The 17,048-nt window shown below is 58.4% G+C and carries 18 protein-coding genes; 9 read left to right on the forward strand and 9 right to left on the reverse strand.

Annotated elements, in window-relative coordinates; genetic code table 11:
• Window positions 1-7: 7 nt before the first annotated feature.
• Window positions 8-694, reverse strand: a complete 687-nt coding sequence (locus JNB88_RS22780; RefSeq protein ID WP_223217288.1) for a GntR family transcriptional regulator — start codon at window positions 692-694, stop codon at window positions 8-10.
• Window positions 695-793: 99 nt separating this feature from the next.
• On the opposite strand from JNB88_RS22780, the gene JNB88_RS22785 reads away from it, so the two are divergent.
• Window positions 794-1,489, forward strand: a complete 696-nt coding sequence (locus JNB88_RS22785; protein WP_220357395.1) for a haloacid dehalogenase type II — start codon at window positions 794-796, stop codon at window positions 1,487-1,489.
• On the opposite strand, the gene JNB88_RS22790 is transcribed toward JNB88_RS22785, so the two are convergent.
• The 4 genes from JNB88_RS22790 to JNB88_RS22805 are packed head-to-tail and all read right to left on the reverse strand — an operon-like array spanning window position 1,466 to window position 4,635.
• Window positions 1,466-2,281, reverse strand: a complete 816-nt coding sequence (locus tag JNB88_RS22790) for a carbon-nitrogen hydrolase family protein (protein WP_220357396.1) — start codon at window positions 2,279-2,281, stop codon at window positions 1,466-1,468. The genes JNB88_RS22785 and JNB88_RS22790 overlap by 24 nt on opposite strands.
• Before the next feature lie 45 nt (window positions 2,282-2,326).
• On the reverse strand, window positions 2,327-2,593 hold the full coding sequence (locus JNB88_RS22795) for a hypothetical protein (RefSeq protein WP_220357397.1): 267 nt from the start codon (window positions 2,591-2,593) through the stop codon (window positions 2,327-2,329).
• 4 nt (window positions 2,594-2,597) lie between these two features.
• Window positions 2,598-3,599, reverse strand: coding sequence for a zinc-dependent alcohol dehydrogenase family protein (locus JNB88_RS22800; RefSeq protein ID WP_220357398.1), 1,002 nt, complete (start codon window positions 3,597-3,599; stop codon window positions 2,598-2,600).
• A 10-nt stretch (window positions 3,600-3,609) separates the two neighbouring features.
• Complete coding sequence (locus tag JNB88_RS22805) at window positions 3,610-4,635, reverse strand: zinc-binding dehydrogenase (RefSeq protein ID WP_220357399.1); 1,026 nt, start codon at window positions 4,633-4,635, stop codon at window positions 3,610-3,612.
• 562 nt (window positions 4,636-5,197) lie between these two features.
• Here JNB88_RS22805 and JNB88_RS22810 point away from each other — a divergent pair.
• From JNB88_RS22810 to JNB88_RS22835, 6 genes are all read left to right on the forward strand, one after another.
• Window positions 5,198-5,494, forward strand: coding sequence for a hypothetical protein (locus JNB88_RS22810; RefSeq protein WP_220357400.1), 297 nt, complete (start codon window positions 5,198-5,200; stop codon window positions 5,492-5,494).
• 510 nt (window positions 5,495-6,004) lie between these two features.
• Window positions 6,005-7,165 carry an NAD-dependent formate dehydrogenase gene (locus JNB88_RS22815; RefSeq protein ID WP_220357401.1) on the forward strand — a complete coding sequence of 387 codons (1,161 nt, stop codon included), beginning with the start codon at window positions 6,005-6,007 and terminating at the stop codon, window positions 7,163-7,165.
• Window positions 7,166-7,280: 115 nt separating this feature from the next.
• Window positions 7,281-8,396, forward strand: coding sequence for an efflux RND transporter periplasmic adaptor subunit (locus JNB88_RS22820; protein ID WP_338111026.1), 1,116 nt, complete (start codon window positions 7,281-7,283; stop codon window positions 8,394-8,396).
• A 2-nt stretch (window positions 8,397-8,398) separates the two neighbouring features.
• Window positions 8,399-11,503 carry an efflux RND transporter permease subunit gene (locus JNB88_RS22825; protein WP_220357403.1) on the forward strand — a complete coding sequence of 1,035 codons (3,105 nt, stop codon included), beginning with the start codon at window positions 8,399-8,401 and terminating at the stop codon, window positions 11,501-11,503.
• A 59-nt stretch (window positions 11,504-11,562) separates the two neighbouring features.
• A complete protein-coding gene (locus JNB88_RS22830) occupies window positions 11,563-11,703 on the forward strand; it encodes a hypothetical protein (RefSeq protein WP_220357404.1) in 141 nt (46 codons plus the stop codon).
• A 307-nt stretch (window positions 11,704-12,010) separates the two neighbouring features.
• A complete protein-coding gene (locus tag JNB88_RS22835; protein ID WP_220357405.1) occupies window positions 12,011-12,475 on the forward strand; it encodes a GNAT family N-acetyltransferase in 465 nt (154 codons plus the stop codon).
• Between the two features lie 655 nt (window positions 12,476-13,130).
• Here the strand turns inward: JNB88_RS22835 and JNB88_RS22840 are convergent.
• Complete coding sequence (locus JNB88_RS22840) at window positions 13,131-13,871, reverse strand: hypothetical protein (RefSeq protein ID WP_420832208.1); 741 nt, start codon at window positions 13,869-13,871, stop codon at window positions 13,131-13,133.
• Window positions 13,872-13,977: 106 nt separating this feature from the next.
• The gene (locus JNB88_RS22845) at window positions 13,978-14,925 is read right to left on the reverse strand and encodes an AraC family transcriptional regulator (protein WP_220357406.1); all 948 of its coding nucleotides are present in this window, start codon (window positions 14,923-14,925) and stop codon (window positions 13,978-13,980) included.
• Window positions 14,926-15,027: 102 nt separating this feature from the next.
• Between JNB88_RS22845 and JNB88_RS22850 the strand changes: the two genes are divergently transcribed.
• Both JNB88_RS22850 and JNB88_RS22855 read left to right on the forward strand, forming a co-directional pair.
• Window positions 15,028-15,477, forward strand: coding sequence for a nuclear transport factor 2 family protein (locus JNB88_RS22850; RefSeq protein WP_220357407.1), 450 nt, complete (start codon window positions 15,028-15,030; stop codon window positions 15,475-15,477).
• Between the two features lie 127 nt (window positions 15,478-15,604).
• Entirely contained in the window at window positions 15,605-16,438 is an 834-nt protein-coding gene (locus JNB88_RS22855) for an SDR family NAD(P)-dependent oxidoreductase (RefSeq protein ID WP_220357408.1), read from the forward strand.
• 16 nt (window positions 16,439-16,454) lie between these two features.
• Here JNB88_RS22855 and JNB88_RS22860 read toward each other — a convergent pair whose 3' ends face one another.
• Window positions 16,455-16,799 (reverse strand): hypothetical protein, encoded by a 345-nt coding sequence (locus JNB88_RS22860; RefSeq protein WP_220357409.1) that lies wholly within the window; start codon window positions 16,797-16,799, stop codon window positions 16,455-16,457.
• Window positions 16,799-17,048, reverse strand: a 250-nt coding sequence (locus JNB88_RS22865; RefSeq protein WP_220357410.1) for a transposase, incomplete at its 5' end; no start/stop codon positions are given. The genes JNB88_RS22860 and JNB88_RS22865, both read right to left, overlap by 1 nt.

A 17,048-nucleotide genomic window follows, 5' to 3' on the forward strand; every position in this document is an offset into this window, starting at 1 on the left:
GCGCGACCTAAATCTCGCCGAGATGCGGCCAGCGCTCCACGGCATCGCGCCCTGCCTCGGTGACATTCGACCGAAACACGCTCCCGGCCGCCGCGCCATCTCCTGCGAGCAGCGCGTTTAGAAGGGGTTGGTGCTCGCCAACCAATCTCGTAACTGCACCGGGAACTTCATTGCCAACCACGATCAACATCTGAATCTGCGCATCGACTCTGTCGTACTGTGTCTGAAGTCGCCGATGGTCGGCGGAACTAACCACGATCTTGTGAAACGCAAAATCTGCAATATCCGCCTGCTTCACGTCCAGCCGACTACACGCTTCCTTGAGATCTTCGAACGCTCGTAAGATCATCGCAGGGTCGAGCGATCCACGGCCGATTGCGTCGGCCACTATTTCCGCCGCCAGACCCTCTAGCGCTGCTCGAAGAGTGTAAAGCTCCCAGGCATCCTTCGCGGAAAATCCGGTAACCTCCCAGGAGGCATAAGGACGCTGGCTTACCAAACCCTCGGTAAGAAGCTTCTGCAAGGCCGACCGCACAGTACCCCTCGATATTCCCAGCATCCCGGAGAGCTGAGACTCGGTCAACCGACTTCCTGGTGCGAAACGCCTGGAAACTATAGCTGCGCGCAACTCGTCTGCTGCACGGCTTTCAAGGCTACGGCGCGTCAGTGCGCGAAGGGGCTGTTCACTTGCCATTCCATGAATATGAAGCACGGTTGTTGACAATCAACAAAAATAACGCGCCTCCCGCCATCTATGATATTCCTAACTCATGTGAACCGGAGGAGTTGAGAATTGTTTGGAGACCGGCCCCGTTGGCTGACGTTCGACTGCTACGGAACCTTGATTCAGTGGGATCAGGGATTGCTCGCAGCAATGGACCGGATCCTTGCGAGTAAGGAGCAGCGCGTCGACCGCGATGCTTTCATCGCGGCTTACGATCGCCTCGAGCACGCCATGGAGATGCAGAGGCCGCATCGCACTTTCAGGGAGATCGCATCACGCGCCCTGATCGAGGCCATGGCTGAGTTTTCACTATCGGCCAATCACGAAGACGCAGAAATCCTGACCCGTTCGATCGGCCAGATGCCGCCCTTTCCCGAGGTCGTTCCAACTTTGGAGAGACTCAAGAACGCTGGTTTCAAAATCGCTGTCATATCGAACACCGATGATGCCATCATTTCCGGGAACATCTCGCAGCTCGGCGGAACTATAGACCGAGTTATCACGGCGGAACAGGCGGGTGCTTACAAACCGAGTGCGAGAATATTCGAATACGCATGGTCGGCTCTGGGCGCCGGCAAAGAAGAACTCGTGCACATCTGCGCAAGCCCGCAGCTAGACCTCCTAGCGGCGCGGGAACTTGCCTTCCGGGCGATTTGGGTCGACCGAGGCAAAGGACGCGCACTGCCCTCAGACTATACGCCCGTCGCGACCGTTTCGAAGCTTGACGAGGTTTGGACGGTACTAAGGGAGAGCGGCTGGATCTGAGATAGGATCCAGTCCGGCAACGAACTCTTCGCTTACGTAAGCGGGATACTCCGCCTTGGCCGCATTCGCAACGCTCTCGTCAATGTCAATTACGACTATCGGATCGACGGGTGAAGTCGCAGCCAATAGCTTCCCCGCCGGGTCAATCGCAAATCCGCCCCCACCAAACATCCCGCTTCGGGCCATGCTGCTTACTCGGTTCGAGCTCACAACGTAGGCGCCTGCAGAAACCGCCGCCATGATCCCGGCTGCATGCCAGAGGACGCTATTGCTTCCCGTCGCGCGTGGACTGGCAATTAGTTGAGCGCCACGTTGGCCAAGCAACTTCGCGTATCTTGTGAACATCAGTTCAGTGCATAGAAGCGCGCCAACTGATGTCTCTCCGCTTTGCTGAGGCTCGAAGCCCGGATGAAAGGGCTCGAACCATGTCGCCTCCTCCCACCCTGGCTCCGCTGGGAACAGGTGCTTCTGGTGCAGGAAGCGATAGGTCCCGTCCTCGAGAATGAATGCCTCGTTTGCGAGAACGTCTGGACCCATTACTGGTCTGGAAGAAACAATGGTTCGGGCATTCAGGGCGGCCAGCGCATCAAGCCCGTCCTCGTGCACCTGGACCCAATCCTCAGCCAGTCGACGCGAAAAGTCCCTGGTCTTCGGCAACCAGCTCCCAAACGGCATCTCGTTCGTCACAAGGATGTCGGGACGAAGGTCATTGATGCGATTTACTATGCGAGACCACGTCTCCGTTCCTGGCAGCAGGCCGTCTGCCCATTCAACTACCGCTATTCGAGTCATCTGTCCTCCCGAAGGCTCCGTCCAATTTTCACGCTATCGGCCGGCCTACTGCAGCCGAGCAATCAAGGTCTGCAGCTCACCGATCGAGTCCACCAACTGCGCTGCCGTACGCCGCGCTGCCGCGAAATCCAGATCTTCATTGTCGAACCATTTCAGATTTGCATGAGCTCTCAGGGAGAGTGCGGTCAGACACAGATTAACTTCGTGGAGTTCGGACGATAGTCCGTCGGGTGGCTGCAGGTGGGGTTCCACATTTCGCTCCGCACCTCTCACGTCCGGTATCGAGTCGCGATTGTTATTTAGCTCAGGCATGAACCTACCCTTCCGGAAGCTCAATGACGACTTTGCCAAAGGGGCCACGCCGCAAATGATGAAACGCCTCGGCCGCGTCAGCGAAGGGGTACACGGCGTCGATGACGGGTTTAATGCCGAGGTGGTCGATCGCCCGGATCATGTCTTCTTCTGCACGACGATGCCCCACCCCGATAGCGATAATCTGAGCTCGCTTGTAAAGCATCGGCAGAATTGGAGCCCGGAGTTCCGTTTCCCCCAGCACCCCTATGAGTGAGATTCTACCTCCGAACGCCAGGGCCGATACGGATCTCGCAATGTTGTCGCCGCCGGACATCTCGACGATGTGCGAAGCCCCTGCGCCGCCCGTAAGCTCCAGCACCGCTTCGTGCCAATCCGGAACTGCGATCCGATCGACGGCGTCGTCGGCACCTAGGCTTCGGGCTCTCGCCGCCTTGTAGTCGTTGCTTGTCACCACGATCGTCCGCGCGCCGTGCGCCTTTGCGAACTGGAGCGCGAACAGAGATACACCTCCAGTCCCCTGGATAACCACGGTGTCGCCTGCCTTAACCCCTCCCAATTCGATCAGGGCGAACCAAGCAGTCAAACCAGCCACGGGCAGCGTACTCGCCTCCACGTGCGACAAGGAAGCAGGCGCAAGTACCAGATTCTCCTCGGGCACCACAACGTATTCAGCCAGTCTGCCCAGAATGGCTACGCTGTTTGTTTCCCTCGGCGGCGCCGGGCCGTCGATCCAGTTCATGGTGTCGGCAGAAATGACAGACGCGCCAATTTGAAACCTTCTGGTGGAAGGGCCAAGCCCCACCACCTCCCCCGACATGTCGGAGCCCGGCACAATCCTTTCGTCCGGGGGGGCGGGAAAAACCCCGTCGAGCATGGCCACGTCGCGGTAGTTCAGGGAGAGCGCTCTAACCCTCACGAGCACCTCGCCTGCGCCGGGCACCGGCCTCTCGACATCACAGATCGCAAGATTGCCCTGACCGGGCACATATTCCCAGCGTTTCATCCTTGGCTCCTTAGATCGAGAGTACAGGTCGTCCGATTGTTTCACCCGCCTTCAGCGCGCGCTGCGCCTGCGCGACGCCTTCAAACGGCACCACGCGATCGATATGCACCCGGAGATTCCCGGCGTCGACCATCGTTGCGATCTTGTTCAGAACATCAACCTGACGGAGACGAAGCGCATGGCTACGGCTGATCTGCGGAAGACCAATGTTAACGAAGCCCAACTCCATGTTCTTCCACTCGGCCATAGCGTTGCCGCCGGCCGGCCAATCCGAGACCACGGTATTGACCAAGCGTCCGTAGTCGGCCGTGTGTTTGAAGCTCTCGGCGAAATTGCTGTGTCCTACGAAGTCGAAGACAACGTTGGCACCGGGCTCGCCTCGCCACCTCAGCAAGGACTCCTCGACACTCTCTTCCCTGTAATTGATCACCCGCTCGGCACCAAGCTGGCGGACGAAACTCGCCTTCGCATCCCCCGAGACGGTCGCCGCTATCCTCACCCCCAGAGTATTCAAATACTGGATAGCGATATGACCCAGCCCGCCGGCGCCTCCATGGACCAGCACGTAGTCGCCAACACGAACGCGCCCCTTGTCGAAGACAGCTTCCCATGCGGTCAAACCGACAACGGGCAGAGCTGCCGCCTCGACGAAACCGACGGTCTTTGGCTTAGCGCCAACGTAGTCGCCCCGGACAACTTTGAACTCCGCGTAGCTGCCGGGATTTCCCGCGTAACCGCCATCCACGTACCAGACCTCGTCCCCTACCCTGAACTGATCGACGTTCGATCCTACTTCCTCGATCACACCGACACCGTCGATACCGAGGATCGTGGGCGAATGGGTCCCGCGGCCATCCTCGTCGTAAACAGCCCCGTTCTCCCGGTTCTGCCAGTCCGCAGGGTTGATGCCGCAGGCCTTCACCCGGACGATGACGTCGTTTTCGTCGCGTAGTCTTGGGCGGTCGACTTCCCGGACCGCAAGAACCTCCGGTCCACCAGGCCGAGTGACCACAAGGGCGCGCATTTTCATAGACATCTGTATTTTCCTGTCGTTTTGCTGGAGCGGAAGTTGCCCGGGTGGGGCTCCTGCTGCCTGTTCGTTAGTCTTCATTGAGGATGCACCGGGGGGTGTTGGACTTGGTCCATCGCCCGCACCTCTGCCAATCGCCAGGGCGCGTGAGTGGCCCTAGCCGCTTATCCATGAGACGCGGTAATGCCCTTCTGAAAAGGCGATCAAGGCCTCTATAGGCTCGACCACCTTCGCGAGGCCCTCGCCGGCGCCTTCGATCCGACCGTCATGTTGCCTGGTCGATGAAGCGGCGGCCCTTCGCCACCAGGTTGCTAATAGTGCTCTTGAGGGTTAGCGGGCTTCGCATTGGATCTCCTTTCCAATGCTATGTAACGACCTTCCTCAGTACTCCTTAGCGCGGATCGTCTCAATTTCTGGCGCAACCGTCCATTATGGGAATCTGTGACGGACGCGCAGGTGGTGACTTGGCAATACCAATGGATAGGCGTGTCACACCTTGGGCCTATACCGTGGAAGGTCTCGGTCTCGTAGCTACTGCTGCCCGTGCCGCAAAATTGGAAAGCTGCAGATGCCTACAAAGACGAAACCATTGGTCGAGGTCTCCGTGAAAGGTCGGAAGAAAAGCATGCCGATCGGCATCATGAATGCGCGGCAGGCCCTCGAGCTTCCAGAACATGGTCGGTTCACGTTCTTGCACCACGACGATGGAACGCCTCGCAAGGGAGAACATCTCAATCGAGCTGAGTTCAAAGAGGCGTTGTCTAACGACGGCTCGGCAATAGACCGGCGTGCAGCGCCTCCGGAGGACGCGGCACGCGTGTCATTCGCGGGAGATCGAGACAGCAGTTCCAACCGCGGGCCGTAGGTGGTTCCGACCGGTAGTTGGGGCGGTGTTCGAGACAACCTACGTCATCGGGAATCGCGCCTCGTCTGCCGTCTCGAAGGATCGAGATTGCCTCCTTTGGAGCTTCGCTTTCGCCCGCGGAGACTACGGACACTGACTTTCCGTCAGTATGAATCAGTCCAACGGACAACAGCGCGCGTCGTCTCGCCAGCTTAGGCTGTCTGCATCCACTAGAAGACGGAGAAACCCCATTTGGAAATCCAACTCATGCCCGCACCTGGTGAGGACGCGTAGTATCGGAGATCGGCGTCCGGTTTGGCGCTAGCTACGTGATCTGCCATTTGCCGAACTCGCTTTCCGCGCATGGCAAGGTCCATTTTTGCCAGCCGCGCAAGCCTGTCCCTTGCGTTAGCCCCGCAATCATTGCGGATGACCGGGAGCCGGCTGCATCGTTGATCACCTGCTGAAAGAACACAGCGAGATTACGCCGACGCTCTCGCCCACCTAATAAAACCAGAAGGAGCGCCATTCATGGCAACCATTCTTTGCGTCCTGTTTCCGGACCCTGAAGGCGGATATCCGCCGAAGTACGCCAGAGAGTCTATCCCGGCGATAGCAGGATACCCGAACGGCCAAACGGTCCCAACACCGATCGGACCGATTGGGTTCAAGCCCGGGGACCTGGTGGGCTGCGTGTCCGGTGAACTTGGCCTACGGCCATATCTTGAAGCAAACGGCCACAAGCTCATTGTGGTCAGCGACAAGGACGGTCAGAACTCAGAGTTTGACCGCCATCTTCCCGAAGCCGATGTGGTTATATCTCAGCCCTTCTGGCCCGCCTACCTCACGGCGGAGCGCTTTGCCAAAGCCAAGAACCTCAAGCTTGCCCTGACGGCGGGGATTGGCTCCGACCACGTGGATCTAGGCGCCGCAGCCCAACACGGCGTCACGGTGGCCGAAGTAACCTTCTCCAACAGCATAAGTGTTGCCGAACATGTCGTTATGACGGTTCTGTCGCTTGTCCGGAACTATCTCCCATCGCACGAAGTCGCGAACTACGGCGGCTGGAACATCGCCGACTGCGTGAGCCGCAGCTATGACCTGGAGGGCATGGAATTCGGAACCATAGGCGCGGGCCGTATCGGTCTCGCGGTCTTGAGGCGATTGAAGCCCTTCGACGTCCGCCTGCATTATCATCAGCGGCACCGGTTGTCCGAAGACATCGAGCGCGACCTTGGTCTGACGTTCCACCCGACCCCCCAATCCCTTGTGCAGGTCTGCGACGTAGTCAACCTGCAGGTGCCGCTCTACCCCTCGACGGAGCGCATGTTCGACGATGCAATGTTTGCGTTGATGAAGCCTGGTTCGTACTTGATCAACACGGCGCGTGGGAAGCTTTGCGATCGCGATGCCGTTGTCCGCGCGCTAAAGCGCGGCACCCTGGCCGGATATGGAGGCGACGTATGGTTTCCGCAGCCTGCACCGCCTGATCATCCATGGCGGACGATGCCTCATCAGGGGATGACGCCGCACATCTCAGGCGCTTCCCTCTCCGGGCAGGCGCGTTATGCAGCCGGTACGTTGGAGATCCTTCAGAATTTCCTCGATGGAAAGCCAATTCGGTCCGAATACCTGATCGTTGCCGGAGGGGCCCTCTCAGGCGTAGGCGCCGCCTCCTATGGCCTTAAATAACCGAGCAGGAAACATCATGACTCTTGTATCCCGGAGAAGGGCCATCAGGCAGCACCGTAGCACGACGGCAAAACGACGTCCTCGGCCCTCAAAGGTTGAGCTCGCATGCTTGACCGTGGCGATTTTCGGGACGGCGATTTGGGCCGTCCTGCTCTTCGGAAACAGCGGGAGCAAGGCGGAAGCCGCCTCTGACCCCGCTGCGGCCGTGCCGGTCGCGATCAGTGACGCAAAGCTTCAAAACGTTCCCGTGTATCTCGAGAGCCTCGGAACAGTGCAAGCCAATCTTACCGTCACTGTGAGGTCTCAGGTCAACGGCACGCTTCAGCAGGTTCTTTTCACCGAAGGACAGAACGTCAAGACGGGAGATCTCCTCGCCGTCATCGATCCCAGACCTTACCAGGCGGCGGTAGATCAGGCAGCCGCCAAGATTCAGCAGGACGAAGCGGACCTTGCGAACGCGCAGTACCTGCTGTCGAAGGATCAGAAGCTCGGGAAGCAAGGCATCACCAGCGAGGAGACGGTCCAGACCCAGCAAAGTCAGGTAGATCAGTTGACGGCACAACTCGCCCAGGACAGGGCGGCGAAAGCGGCCGCCGACGTATCGCTATCGTACACTCAGATCCGGTCGCCCATCGATGGCCGCACCGGCATTCAGATCATCGACATCGGAAACCAGATCCAGACCACAGACACCGACGGGATCGTCGTCATTACGCAGATAAATCCGATCTCCGTCGTGTCGACTCTGCGGGAGCAGGACTTGAACGACGTGCGGGATGCTCTGCACGCGGGACCGGTCGAGGTCATCGCAATGGCCGACAATGGTTCAGACGCATTGGCAACGGGCACCCTCGCCCTCGTCGACAACCAGATTGATCAATCCAGCGGCAGCATCAGGATCAAATCGAACTTCGCCAATGCCGACGAATCCTTGTGGCCGGGGCAGTTCGTTACGCTCAGAATCCGCCAGAAAACGATCGAAAACGCAGTCACGATACCATCCTCGGCCCTGCAGCGCGGTCCGGACGGCTTCTTCGTGTACGTCGTCGACAAGGAAGACGTCGCGAACATTCGCAAGGTCTCGCCTGGCCCCATCCATGCCGGACGGGCGGTGATCACTTCGGGCCTTTCCGCTTCGGAGCGGGTCGTCAGCGACGGGCAGTTCCGCGTGCAGGCCGGCACGAAGGTGTACGTCCAAAACACGCAGAGAACCGACGTGAAGGTGAAGTGACCATGTCGATATCCTCGTGGTTCATTCGGCGACCGATCGCCACTTCCCTTCTCATGATGGCTCTCTTCGGGCTGGGCGTGGCCGCTTATCCCCTGCTGCCCGTCGCGCCGCTTCCGCAGGTCGATTTTCCCACGATACAAGTGTCGACGCAGCTTCCAGGGGCGGACCCCAAAACGATGGCCTCGTCGGTTACACAACCGCTGGAGCGTCAATTCGGGCAAATTCCCGGCGTAAGTCAGATGACGTCGAGCAGCACTCTCGGAAACAGCTCGATCACGTTGCAGTTCGAGCTGTCGCGCGACATCGATAGTGCGGCCCAAGATGTGCAGACCGCAATAAACGCAGCCGGCGGGCAGCTTCCGACCGCACTGCCGTCTCCTCCGACCTACCGAAAGGTCAATCCCGCAGATCCACCAATCATGGTGCTCGCCCTGACGTCCGAGACAATGCCGCTGACCAAAGTTGACGACTTCTCCGACACTATTCTTGCGCAGCACATCAGCCAGTTGAGCGGTGTGTCGCAGGTTCTAATATTCGGCCAGCAGAAGCCAGCAGTCCGGCTCCAGATCGAACCCAGACGGATCGCCAGCCTGGGCTTGTCGCTCGAGGACATCCGAAGCGCCGTCACCACCCTTACAAGCGATGCTCCGAAAGGAAGCATTCAGGGAGAGGAGCGGACCTACACCGTCTTCGACAACGACCAGATTCTCCAAGCCGAACCTTGGAACGACGCAATAATAGCCTACAAGAACGGGGCTCCGATCCGCATTCGCGACGTCGGGCAAGCGATCGACGGCGCAGAAAACACGCAGCTCGCAGCCTGGTCGAACGGAAGGCCCGCGATCATACTAGCGATATTCAAGCTTCCCAGCGCCAACGTCATCGACACGGTTGGCGAGATCAGGTCGGCCCTTCCAAAACTGCGGGCCACGGCCCCGGCTGGCATCGATCTGTCGATTCTCAGCGATCGGACGGAGACCATCCGCGCCTCGGTATTCGACGTCGAGAAGACCTTGGTGATCACGGTCCTGCTTGTGGTTATGGTCATCTTCGTCTTCCTTCGCAATTTCTGGGCCACGATCATTCCAAGCGTGACCGTGCCGCTTGCGCTCATGGCGACGCTCGCGCTGATGTACGTGGCCGGGTTCAGCCTCGACAACTTGTCTCTCATGGGGCTCAGCATCGCAGTCGGGTTTGTCGTCGACGATGCGATCGTGATGGTCGAGAACATTCATCGACATATGGAAATGGGAAAGACGCCCCTGCAGGCCGCGCTCGACGGCGCCGCGGAAATTGGCTTCACCATCATCTCGATCAGCGTCTCGCTCGTCGCCGTTTTCATCCCACTGCTTCTGATGGGAGGAATCGTTGGAGAACTATTCCGAGAGTTCGCAATCACAGTGACGATGACCATTGTGGTTTCCGCGCTGGTTTCCCTGACGATCACACCGATGATGAGTTCACGTTTCCTGAAGCCCGAGAACGAGACATCGCACGGCCGACTTTACGGCATGTTCGAACGGGGCTTCGACGTGCTGCTCGGCGGATACAGCAGAACTCTCGACATCGCCCTTCATCATCACAGGGTCACCTTTGCGATGTTTCTCGTGTCGCTAGCCGCGACGGCATACGTGTTTCTGCATATCCCGAAAGGCTTCTTTCCCACGCAGGACACGGGTTTGATAACGGGTGTACTTGAAGCCTCCCAAGATATTTCCTTTAAAAAGATGTCCAGCCTTCAGGTCGAGGCCGGACGCATCGTCCAAAGCGACCCGGCCGTTGCTAGCGTCGGAATGCAAGTGGGCGCCGGTGCAGGCTCCACCGTGAACATGAGCAGGATGTACATCACGCTGAAGCCGCTGGAGGATCGCGACGTCTCCGCAGTCGCGATCATCGACCGGTTGCGACCCAAGCTTGAGAGGCTGGAGGGAGCTCAGCTCTTCCTTCAGGCTGCGCAGGATATCAACGTTGGCGGAAGAAGCTCCGCCACCCAGTTTCAGTATACGCTTCAAGAAGGCGATCCCACCGTCCTTAACGAGTGGGCTGACAAGCTGCTTGCCAAGTTCAAGACCCTGCCGGAGCTGTCCGACGTGGCGACAGACCAGCAGAACGGCGGTGCCACTGTCACTCTGCAGATCGACCGGGATCAGGCGTCCCGCTTCGGAATAGCTCCGCAGGTGATCGACAACGTTCTCTATGATGCCTTCGGACAGCGGCAGGTGACGCAGTATTTCACCGATCTAAACAGCTACCACGTAATCCTTGAGGTGGCGCCGGAGTTCCAGGATTCGCCTGAAAACATCGACAATCTCTACGTGTCGTCGCCCGTCACAGGTGAGCAGGTCCCGCTGAATCTACTCGTGAAGCAGACCACAGAGCCAACCGCCGTACTAGCCGTGAATCACCAGAGCCAGTTTCCATCGGTTACCCTGTCGTTCAACCTCTCGAAGGGCACGGCGCTCAGCGAAGCAGTAGCTGCTATCAACCAGGCTCAGATGGAATTGGGAGCGCCGGCAACGCTTCTCGGCACCTTCCAGGGTAACGCGGAAGCGTACGAGTCTTCCCTCGCGAGCGAGCCGCTCCTCGTGCTCGCCGCGATCGTCGTGATCTACCTGATCCTCGGCGTGCTCTACGAGAGCTACTTCCACCCTCTCACGATCCTTTCCACCCTTCCCTCGGCCGGACTAGGCGCACTTACCATGCTCTGGATCTTCGGTTTCGACTTTACTGTAATCGCGCTGATAGGCGTTATCCTTCTTATCGGGATCGTGAAGAAGAACGGGATCATGATCGTCGACTTCGCGATCGAGGCAGAGCGGCAATCCGGAATGTCTCCTGAGGACGCTATCCGACAAGCGTGTTTGCTACGTTTTAGGCCGATCATGATGACGACCGCGGCGGCCCTACTCGCGGGCCTTCCGTTGATGCTCGGACACGGAGCGGGCTACGAGCTACGTCAACCTCTTGGCTATTCCATCGTGGGCGGCCTGCTGATCAGCCAGCTCATGACGCTGTACACGACGCCCGTTGTCTATCTCTACCTGGAACGGCTCAGCGGCCTGCTTTCGCCTCGCGGCTCTCAACTGGACAAGGATTCGGCCAACTAGATGCCAGCCCTGCCTACAGAGGAGTTACCGCAACAATTCCGGTTTGAAAGGATTCGACGATGCGCATCATCATGGCAATTATCCTCGCGTCGATGGCGGTTGCAGTCTTAAGCATAGTGGTCGTTCCCGGCCGCCATGAGCAGGTCATGCCGGGCCAGTCGTTGGCCACATCACTCGATCCAAAGGACGAAATACAGTGATGGCGGGGAACCCCAGCCACTAACCAAATGTGGAATCGTCAGTACCATCTTTGGCAGCACCCTGGTAACACCGATTATTGGGGCTGTTACTCAGTCCGGAGATTTCCTCGGAAGCCGCAAGGCGGTTGGATTGCCTCTCTCCTTCCTAGGAAATAACGTCAAGAAACCGCATTTCCCGAACTTCGGTATCGCCCGTGTACTTCGCATAATCGTCGAGCGCGAAAAATCGGGAATAGGACCTGCCTTCGTCCGTGAAGGCTTATACGCCAAGTGTGGACGCTGTTATTTCTAGCTGTTGAGTACATGGATGACTATAAGAACGCAAACCTTCAAGCTCCGGCCGTCCGTCGAGGATGACTATGATGCGATTGCCGAAATTTGGCATAGCAGCGCGAGTCTACCCGGTGTCGGTCCCCCCATTATGCCAACTGAAAATGAACTGCGAGAACGAGTGGATTTGGAGTTTGCTGCGGGTTGGAGCGTGACGGTCGCTGTTCGCGAGAACGATCTTATTGGTTTTGTAGCGATTAAGCCGAAGGAAGCTGTTCTCGACCAATTATTTGTTCGACCCGGATCGATAGGGGCTGGTGTCGGTCAAGCACTTCTCGCGCATTCCGTCGTCGCGATGCCGAAGGGATTCACACTCTTCACACGATCAGGGAATGCGAAAGCCCGCCGCTTTTACGAGAAAGCGGGACTGGTCTGGCTCCGTGACGATGTACATCCCTGCACAGGAGACTTAATAGCTTGCTACGGCTGGAAGGTAGGCTGAGTGTCAACGGCGAGGCGTCCCATTATCATGTCACGATGTATTCGAGCCGTCGGCCGTCGTGGCTGGAAAATGTGGAATCGTGAAATTTTAACGATTCCGCATTTAAGTTAGTGGCCGCAGTCCATCCGACGGCTTTGTTTCTCCACAGCAGTGGCCCCGTTACCACCCTCTTCCCGGCCCGAACGGACCGTCGAAATTGGCTATCCATGGACCCCACGGCCCCCAATCCCAGCCGCCGTCATGATGGGACCGCGCATAAACCGGGAGATGGCTGGCCACGGCCGCCCGCCGCTTCGCGAGACGATAACTGTCCCAAGCTTGCTGAGATCCAACATACAGGCAATCGCAGCCCTTTGGATCAGCATACACATAATGGACAGTGCGTCCGTGCTCGCGTTTCAGAAAGCGGTTGGGGGGCAGCCTGTCGAGCATGGCTTGGCGCTCGGCTGTGTTGGCGGGCCGCTTGACGAAGCCGGCTGCAACTAGGCTCTCTCCGCTGCCGTTAGCCCCTCCCGTCGTAGTACACGCGGTCAGCATCGCTGACGCAGCTACGCCGGCAGTGACAAGGGTACGAAAAAAGGAATGCCCGGGCATGGCGATCTCCATGAAGTCTCAGGTGCAGATAGTAAAAAGGCGCGGCTTTCGTCCCGTAGCCTCAGTAGCAAAGGGGATACGGATAGTAGCCGCACGGCGGGGCGATGTAGCGAGGGCTATGAGCGTAAAGAGGATATCCACCGATAGCGGTGCCTGCCAGCACCCCTGACAGCGCACCGGCGGCGAGCCCGGCGCCAAAGCTTCCGTGGTGGCGATGCTTGTACCAGCCGCCATGCCAGGCTGGCCGGGGGCCGTGAGCTCCACGGGGGTGGTACCAATCGATGAACAAGGATGCGGGGCCGCTCGCTCCGTGAAGATCGCTTTCCAGCACCGTGATATCGAAGGAAAGGTCCGCCCCGATCAGCATCGGTTTAGCAAGAACGATTACAGTGTCCTCAACCTTCCTGCCGTCTGGACTAAAGACGGATAGCGTCGCGTTGGGCGGGTCTGCCGCAAAGCTGTCAGCGCCAGCGTCCCACTGCTTGATGAAGTCCGAAGTGAGAACATGGCCAACGGATCGACCAGGACGCTCGGCAAAAACAATAGTATTGCTCGTCACTCCAGTAAGGGTCAGCCTCCCACTGGAAAAGTGCGCGCCCATCGAATTCAGCACTGCCAAGGAGGGTACAATGGCTTCCTGCGGCACGCCGACCGCCTTCTGCGCGGGATTTGAGATCGCATCGTCCGCGTATGTGACGTTCCACGACGTCATCGCGCTGAGGACGGCAGCCGAGAGGCACAGCTTTAGCCGAGAGGTGAAATAACCGCTCGATTGAAGGCGGAGTTGTCTAAGATGCCTCATCGCGTCGTGTCCTTTGTGTGATGTTGGCCATCACACTAGGGTCAACGGTGCAGCGAAAATATTCGATACATGGCCAAGTCGGCCTCTCCGAAGGGGTTAGGCGAATTCAAGCTGCTTCGAGCTCTCGCACCTTTTCGCTCTCACGAGATGATCTGACCTTTCGGTATTCGCTCGGCTTCGTTCCGACGCCCCTTACAAAGGCTTTTGTGAAAGCGGCCTCGGATGCGTAACCGACAGCACGGGCCACGTCCGAGACCCTCACGGAAGTCTTCTCAAGAAGTCTGGTCGCTTTGTAGATGCGCCAGTCAGTTAGGTAGCCTAGCGGCGGCTGTCCGACCACTTCCTTGAACCGAGCGGCAAAAGCCGAGCGGGACATCCCCGCGACCTTTGCCATCATGTCGACTGTCCAGTGCTTTCTGTGATCTCCATGAATCGCCTCTATGGCCAGGGCCAGGTTCTTGTCCGCCAGACCCGCCAACCATCCTCTCGGAAGAGAATGCTCCTGGGCGAAGCAACGAACCGCATGAATGAACAAAAGCTCGAAAAGACGCGCCGTAGCCGCTTCCGACCCAAGGCGCGGAATTACTGTTTCGGCACCAAGAAGCTCCAGCACGGACTGGAACGCAAGTGTCCGCCCCTCCTCCATGCGTAGCGACAAAAGTTTCGGAAGCGCCTGCATCAATGGCTTCACGTCCGAGTGATCTATTTCGAAGTAGCCGCACACGAAGGTGCTGGCCGGTCCATCGCTTCCAAACCTTATCTGGTTTCCAACGCGAAGCGCCTCGACGTCGACACAGGCGGCCAAGGTGGAGCCTTCCCGGTCAAAAAGCTTGTAAGGTTCGTTGCCGAGAAGGATGAACACGTCGCCGCTGGAAAGCGGGACAGGCGCCGCGCTGCTAGCCGTTACAAGAATCCCGTCACCCTCGACGACCAACACGAATTGTATGGCGGACATGCCGTCCGACTGAATCCCCCAAGGCGAATGTGCCGTCAGGCGAGTGAATCCAACCTTCCGGATGCGCATCGACGACAGGATTTCGGAAAGGGGGTCCAATGACGTATTCCTATAATGGACGATCGCGCCAAACTTTGGGACGATACGGACTGAGGGGCTTTGCGAACCGCCACTATATGGTGCCGGGAAAGGAGAGTGCCAATGCCAAGTCAAGAGGCCCTGATCAACACTATCCGTCGGCAGAAAGCAAAGTACTGCCGGTTTGTTGACACGAAAAACTGGGACGGCTTCGCCAGTCTCTTCATCGAGCGGCCATCGCTGCATTTTTATGGCCCAGACGGTGAACTCCTCTACGAATTCAACGATCGGTCCGAATACGTTCGCGCGGCCAGTTCATTCCTGGAAGGCGCCCATACCATTCACCAGGTCCACAACGACGAGATCGATATTATATCTGACACGGAAGTCCGGGCGATCTGGTCGATGGAGGACTATCTGTTCCTCGCACCTGGAAACGATCGGCCGAAGTCGATCCACGGCTACGGTCACTACCATGAGACATGGCGGCTTACGGACGGGAACTGGTGCATAACCAGGATCGAACTTCGCAGGACGATCCTTGTGACCGTGCCTGCGGACTCATCGCATTGATGGCCAACAAGGACTCTTGGTCCTGCCTCCACCGCGGTGAATTCACCTCCTCCTTCTGAGGAAAACTCCACACAACACTCACATCACACGTCGTCGAACGCAGCCGCGTTCGCTGAAAGGAAAATCTATGAGTTCTCAAACTTGGTTCATTACCGGCGCGTCCAGCGGACTAGGAGAAGCTATCGCCCATTCCGCATTGCGAGCCGGGCATCACGTAGCAGTCACTGCCCGCGATAGCGCTCGCCTCGGTCGCCTCGTCGCCGCCCATCCCAAACAGGTCCTTGCATTGTCGATGGATCTGGCTAAGTCGGCGGAAATTAAGGCGGCCATTGACATTGCGGAAGATTGGCGCGGTAGCATCGACGTCCTCGTGAACAATGCTGCGATCGGCTATGCCGCCGCAATCGAGGAAGGTGAAGAGGACAAGATCAGAGCTCTCTTCGATACGAATGTCTTCGGCGTAGCAGCGACGATTCGCCATGCGTTGCCCGGGATGCGCTCTCGAGGTTCCGGCGTCATCATCAACGTTTCTTCCATGGCTGGCCTCGTGTCGTACCCGGGCATGGGCTATTACAGCGCGACCAAGTTCGCCCTGGAGGGACTAAACGATGCCCTGGCGCAAGAGGTCGGACCACTCGGGATCAAGGTGACATCCATCGAGCCCGGTGGAATGCGCACAGGAATTGCAGGGCGCAATCTGCTGAGCCCGAGAATTGATGCATACGCTCCTACTGCACATGCCATCTTCGACATGATCAAGAACGACAAGGAAGGCGCCTTCGCCCCCAGCGACGTCAACCGCATCGGAGACCTGCTGGTTCGCATGGTGGAAGCCGGCGACCTTCCACTCCGTCTCAGCCTCGGTGGAGATAGTTGGAGCGCGATCCTGGGTAAGCTGGATTCTCTGCGCGCGGACTACGAGAAGTACAAGACTGAAGCCTACAGCGTTCAATTCGACTAACAGGCTGTTGAAGAAGTCAGTCGGGTTCGCAAACGAAGCCTGAGTCATCTCCGTTGTGGATGTAGATGTGCCCGACAAGGCGTCCGGCTGAGCCGAGAGCAGCCCATCCGCGACCACAGGCCGGGTCATTCTCGTCTTGTCCCTCCCATGAGAACTCCGCACAGCCTGATCCGTTGCGTGCGCCGTAGCGGACATCGAGAAAGCCCTTGAGCGCGACGAATGCGATTTCTCCGTCCGCTGCTCCCTGGAATGTCAGATGCGCCTCTTCCACGAGATCGAGGACGTCGTTATCCCAGTTGTCCATCTCGACGATGCGCCACCGACCGGCGAAGGCCTTGGGCAAGGCAGAAGCTCTCGCCATTAGCCTGCCTCCGTCACGAGCTTCGGCAGCCGCACAAGATTGTAGGCGGCGGCCGCGAAGGTGAAAGCCCATCCCACCCTGTCGCGACCGCGGAACTTTGTCTTGTCCTGCCCCGCGACAGTTTTGATCCAGCCGAACGCCTCCTCGATACGCTTGCGAATGCGTAGGCTGACCTCATAGCCGGGATGGCGTGTAGTGCGTCCGTCGATAGCCGAGCGGCGACCATTGACGTTCTGTGCCACGTGGGGC

The sequence above is a fragment of the Rhizobium cauense genome (genome assembly GCF_019511525.1).
GTDB lineage: Bacteria > Pseudomonadota > Alphaproteobacteria > Rhizobiales > Rhizobiaceae > Rhizobium > Rhizobium cauense.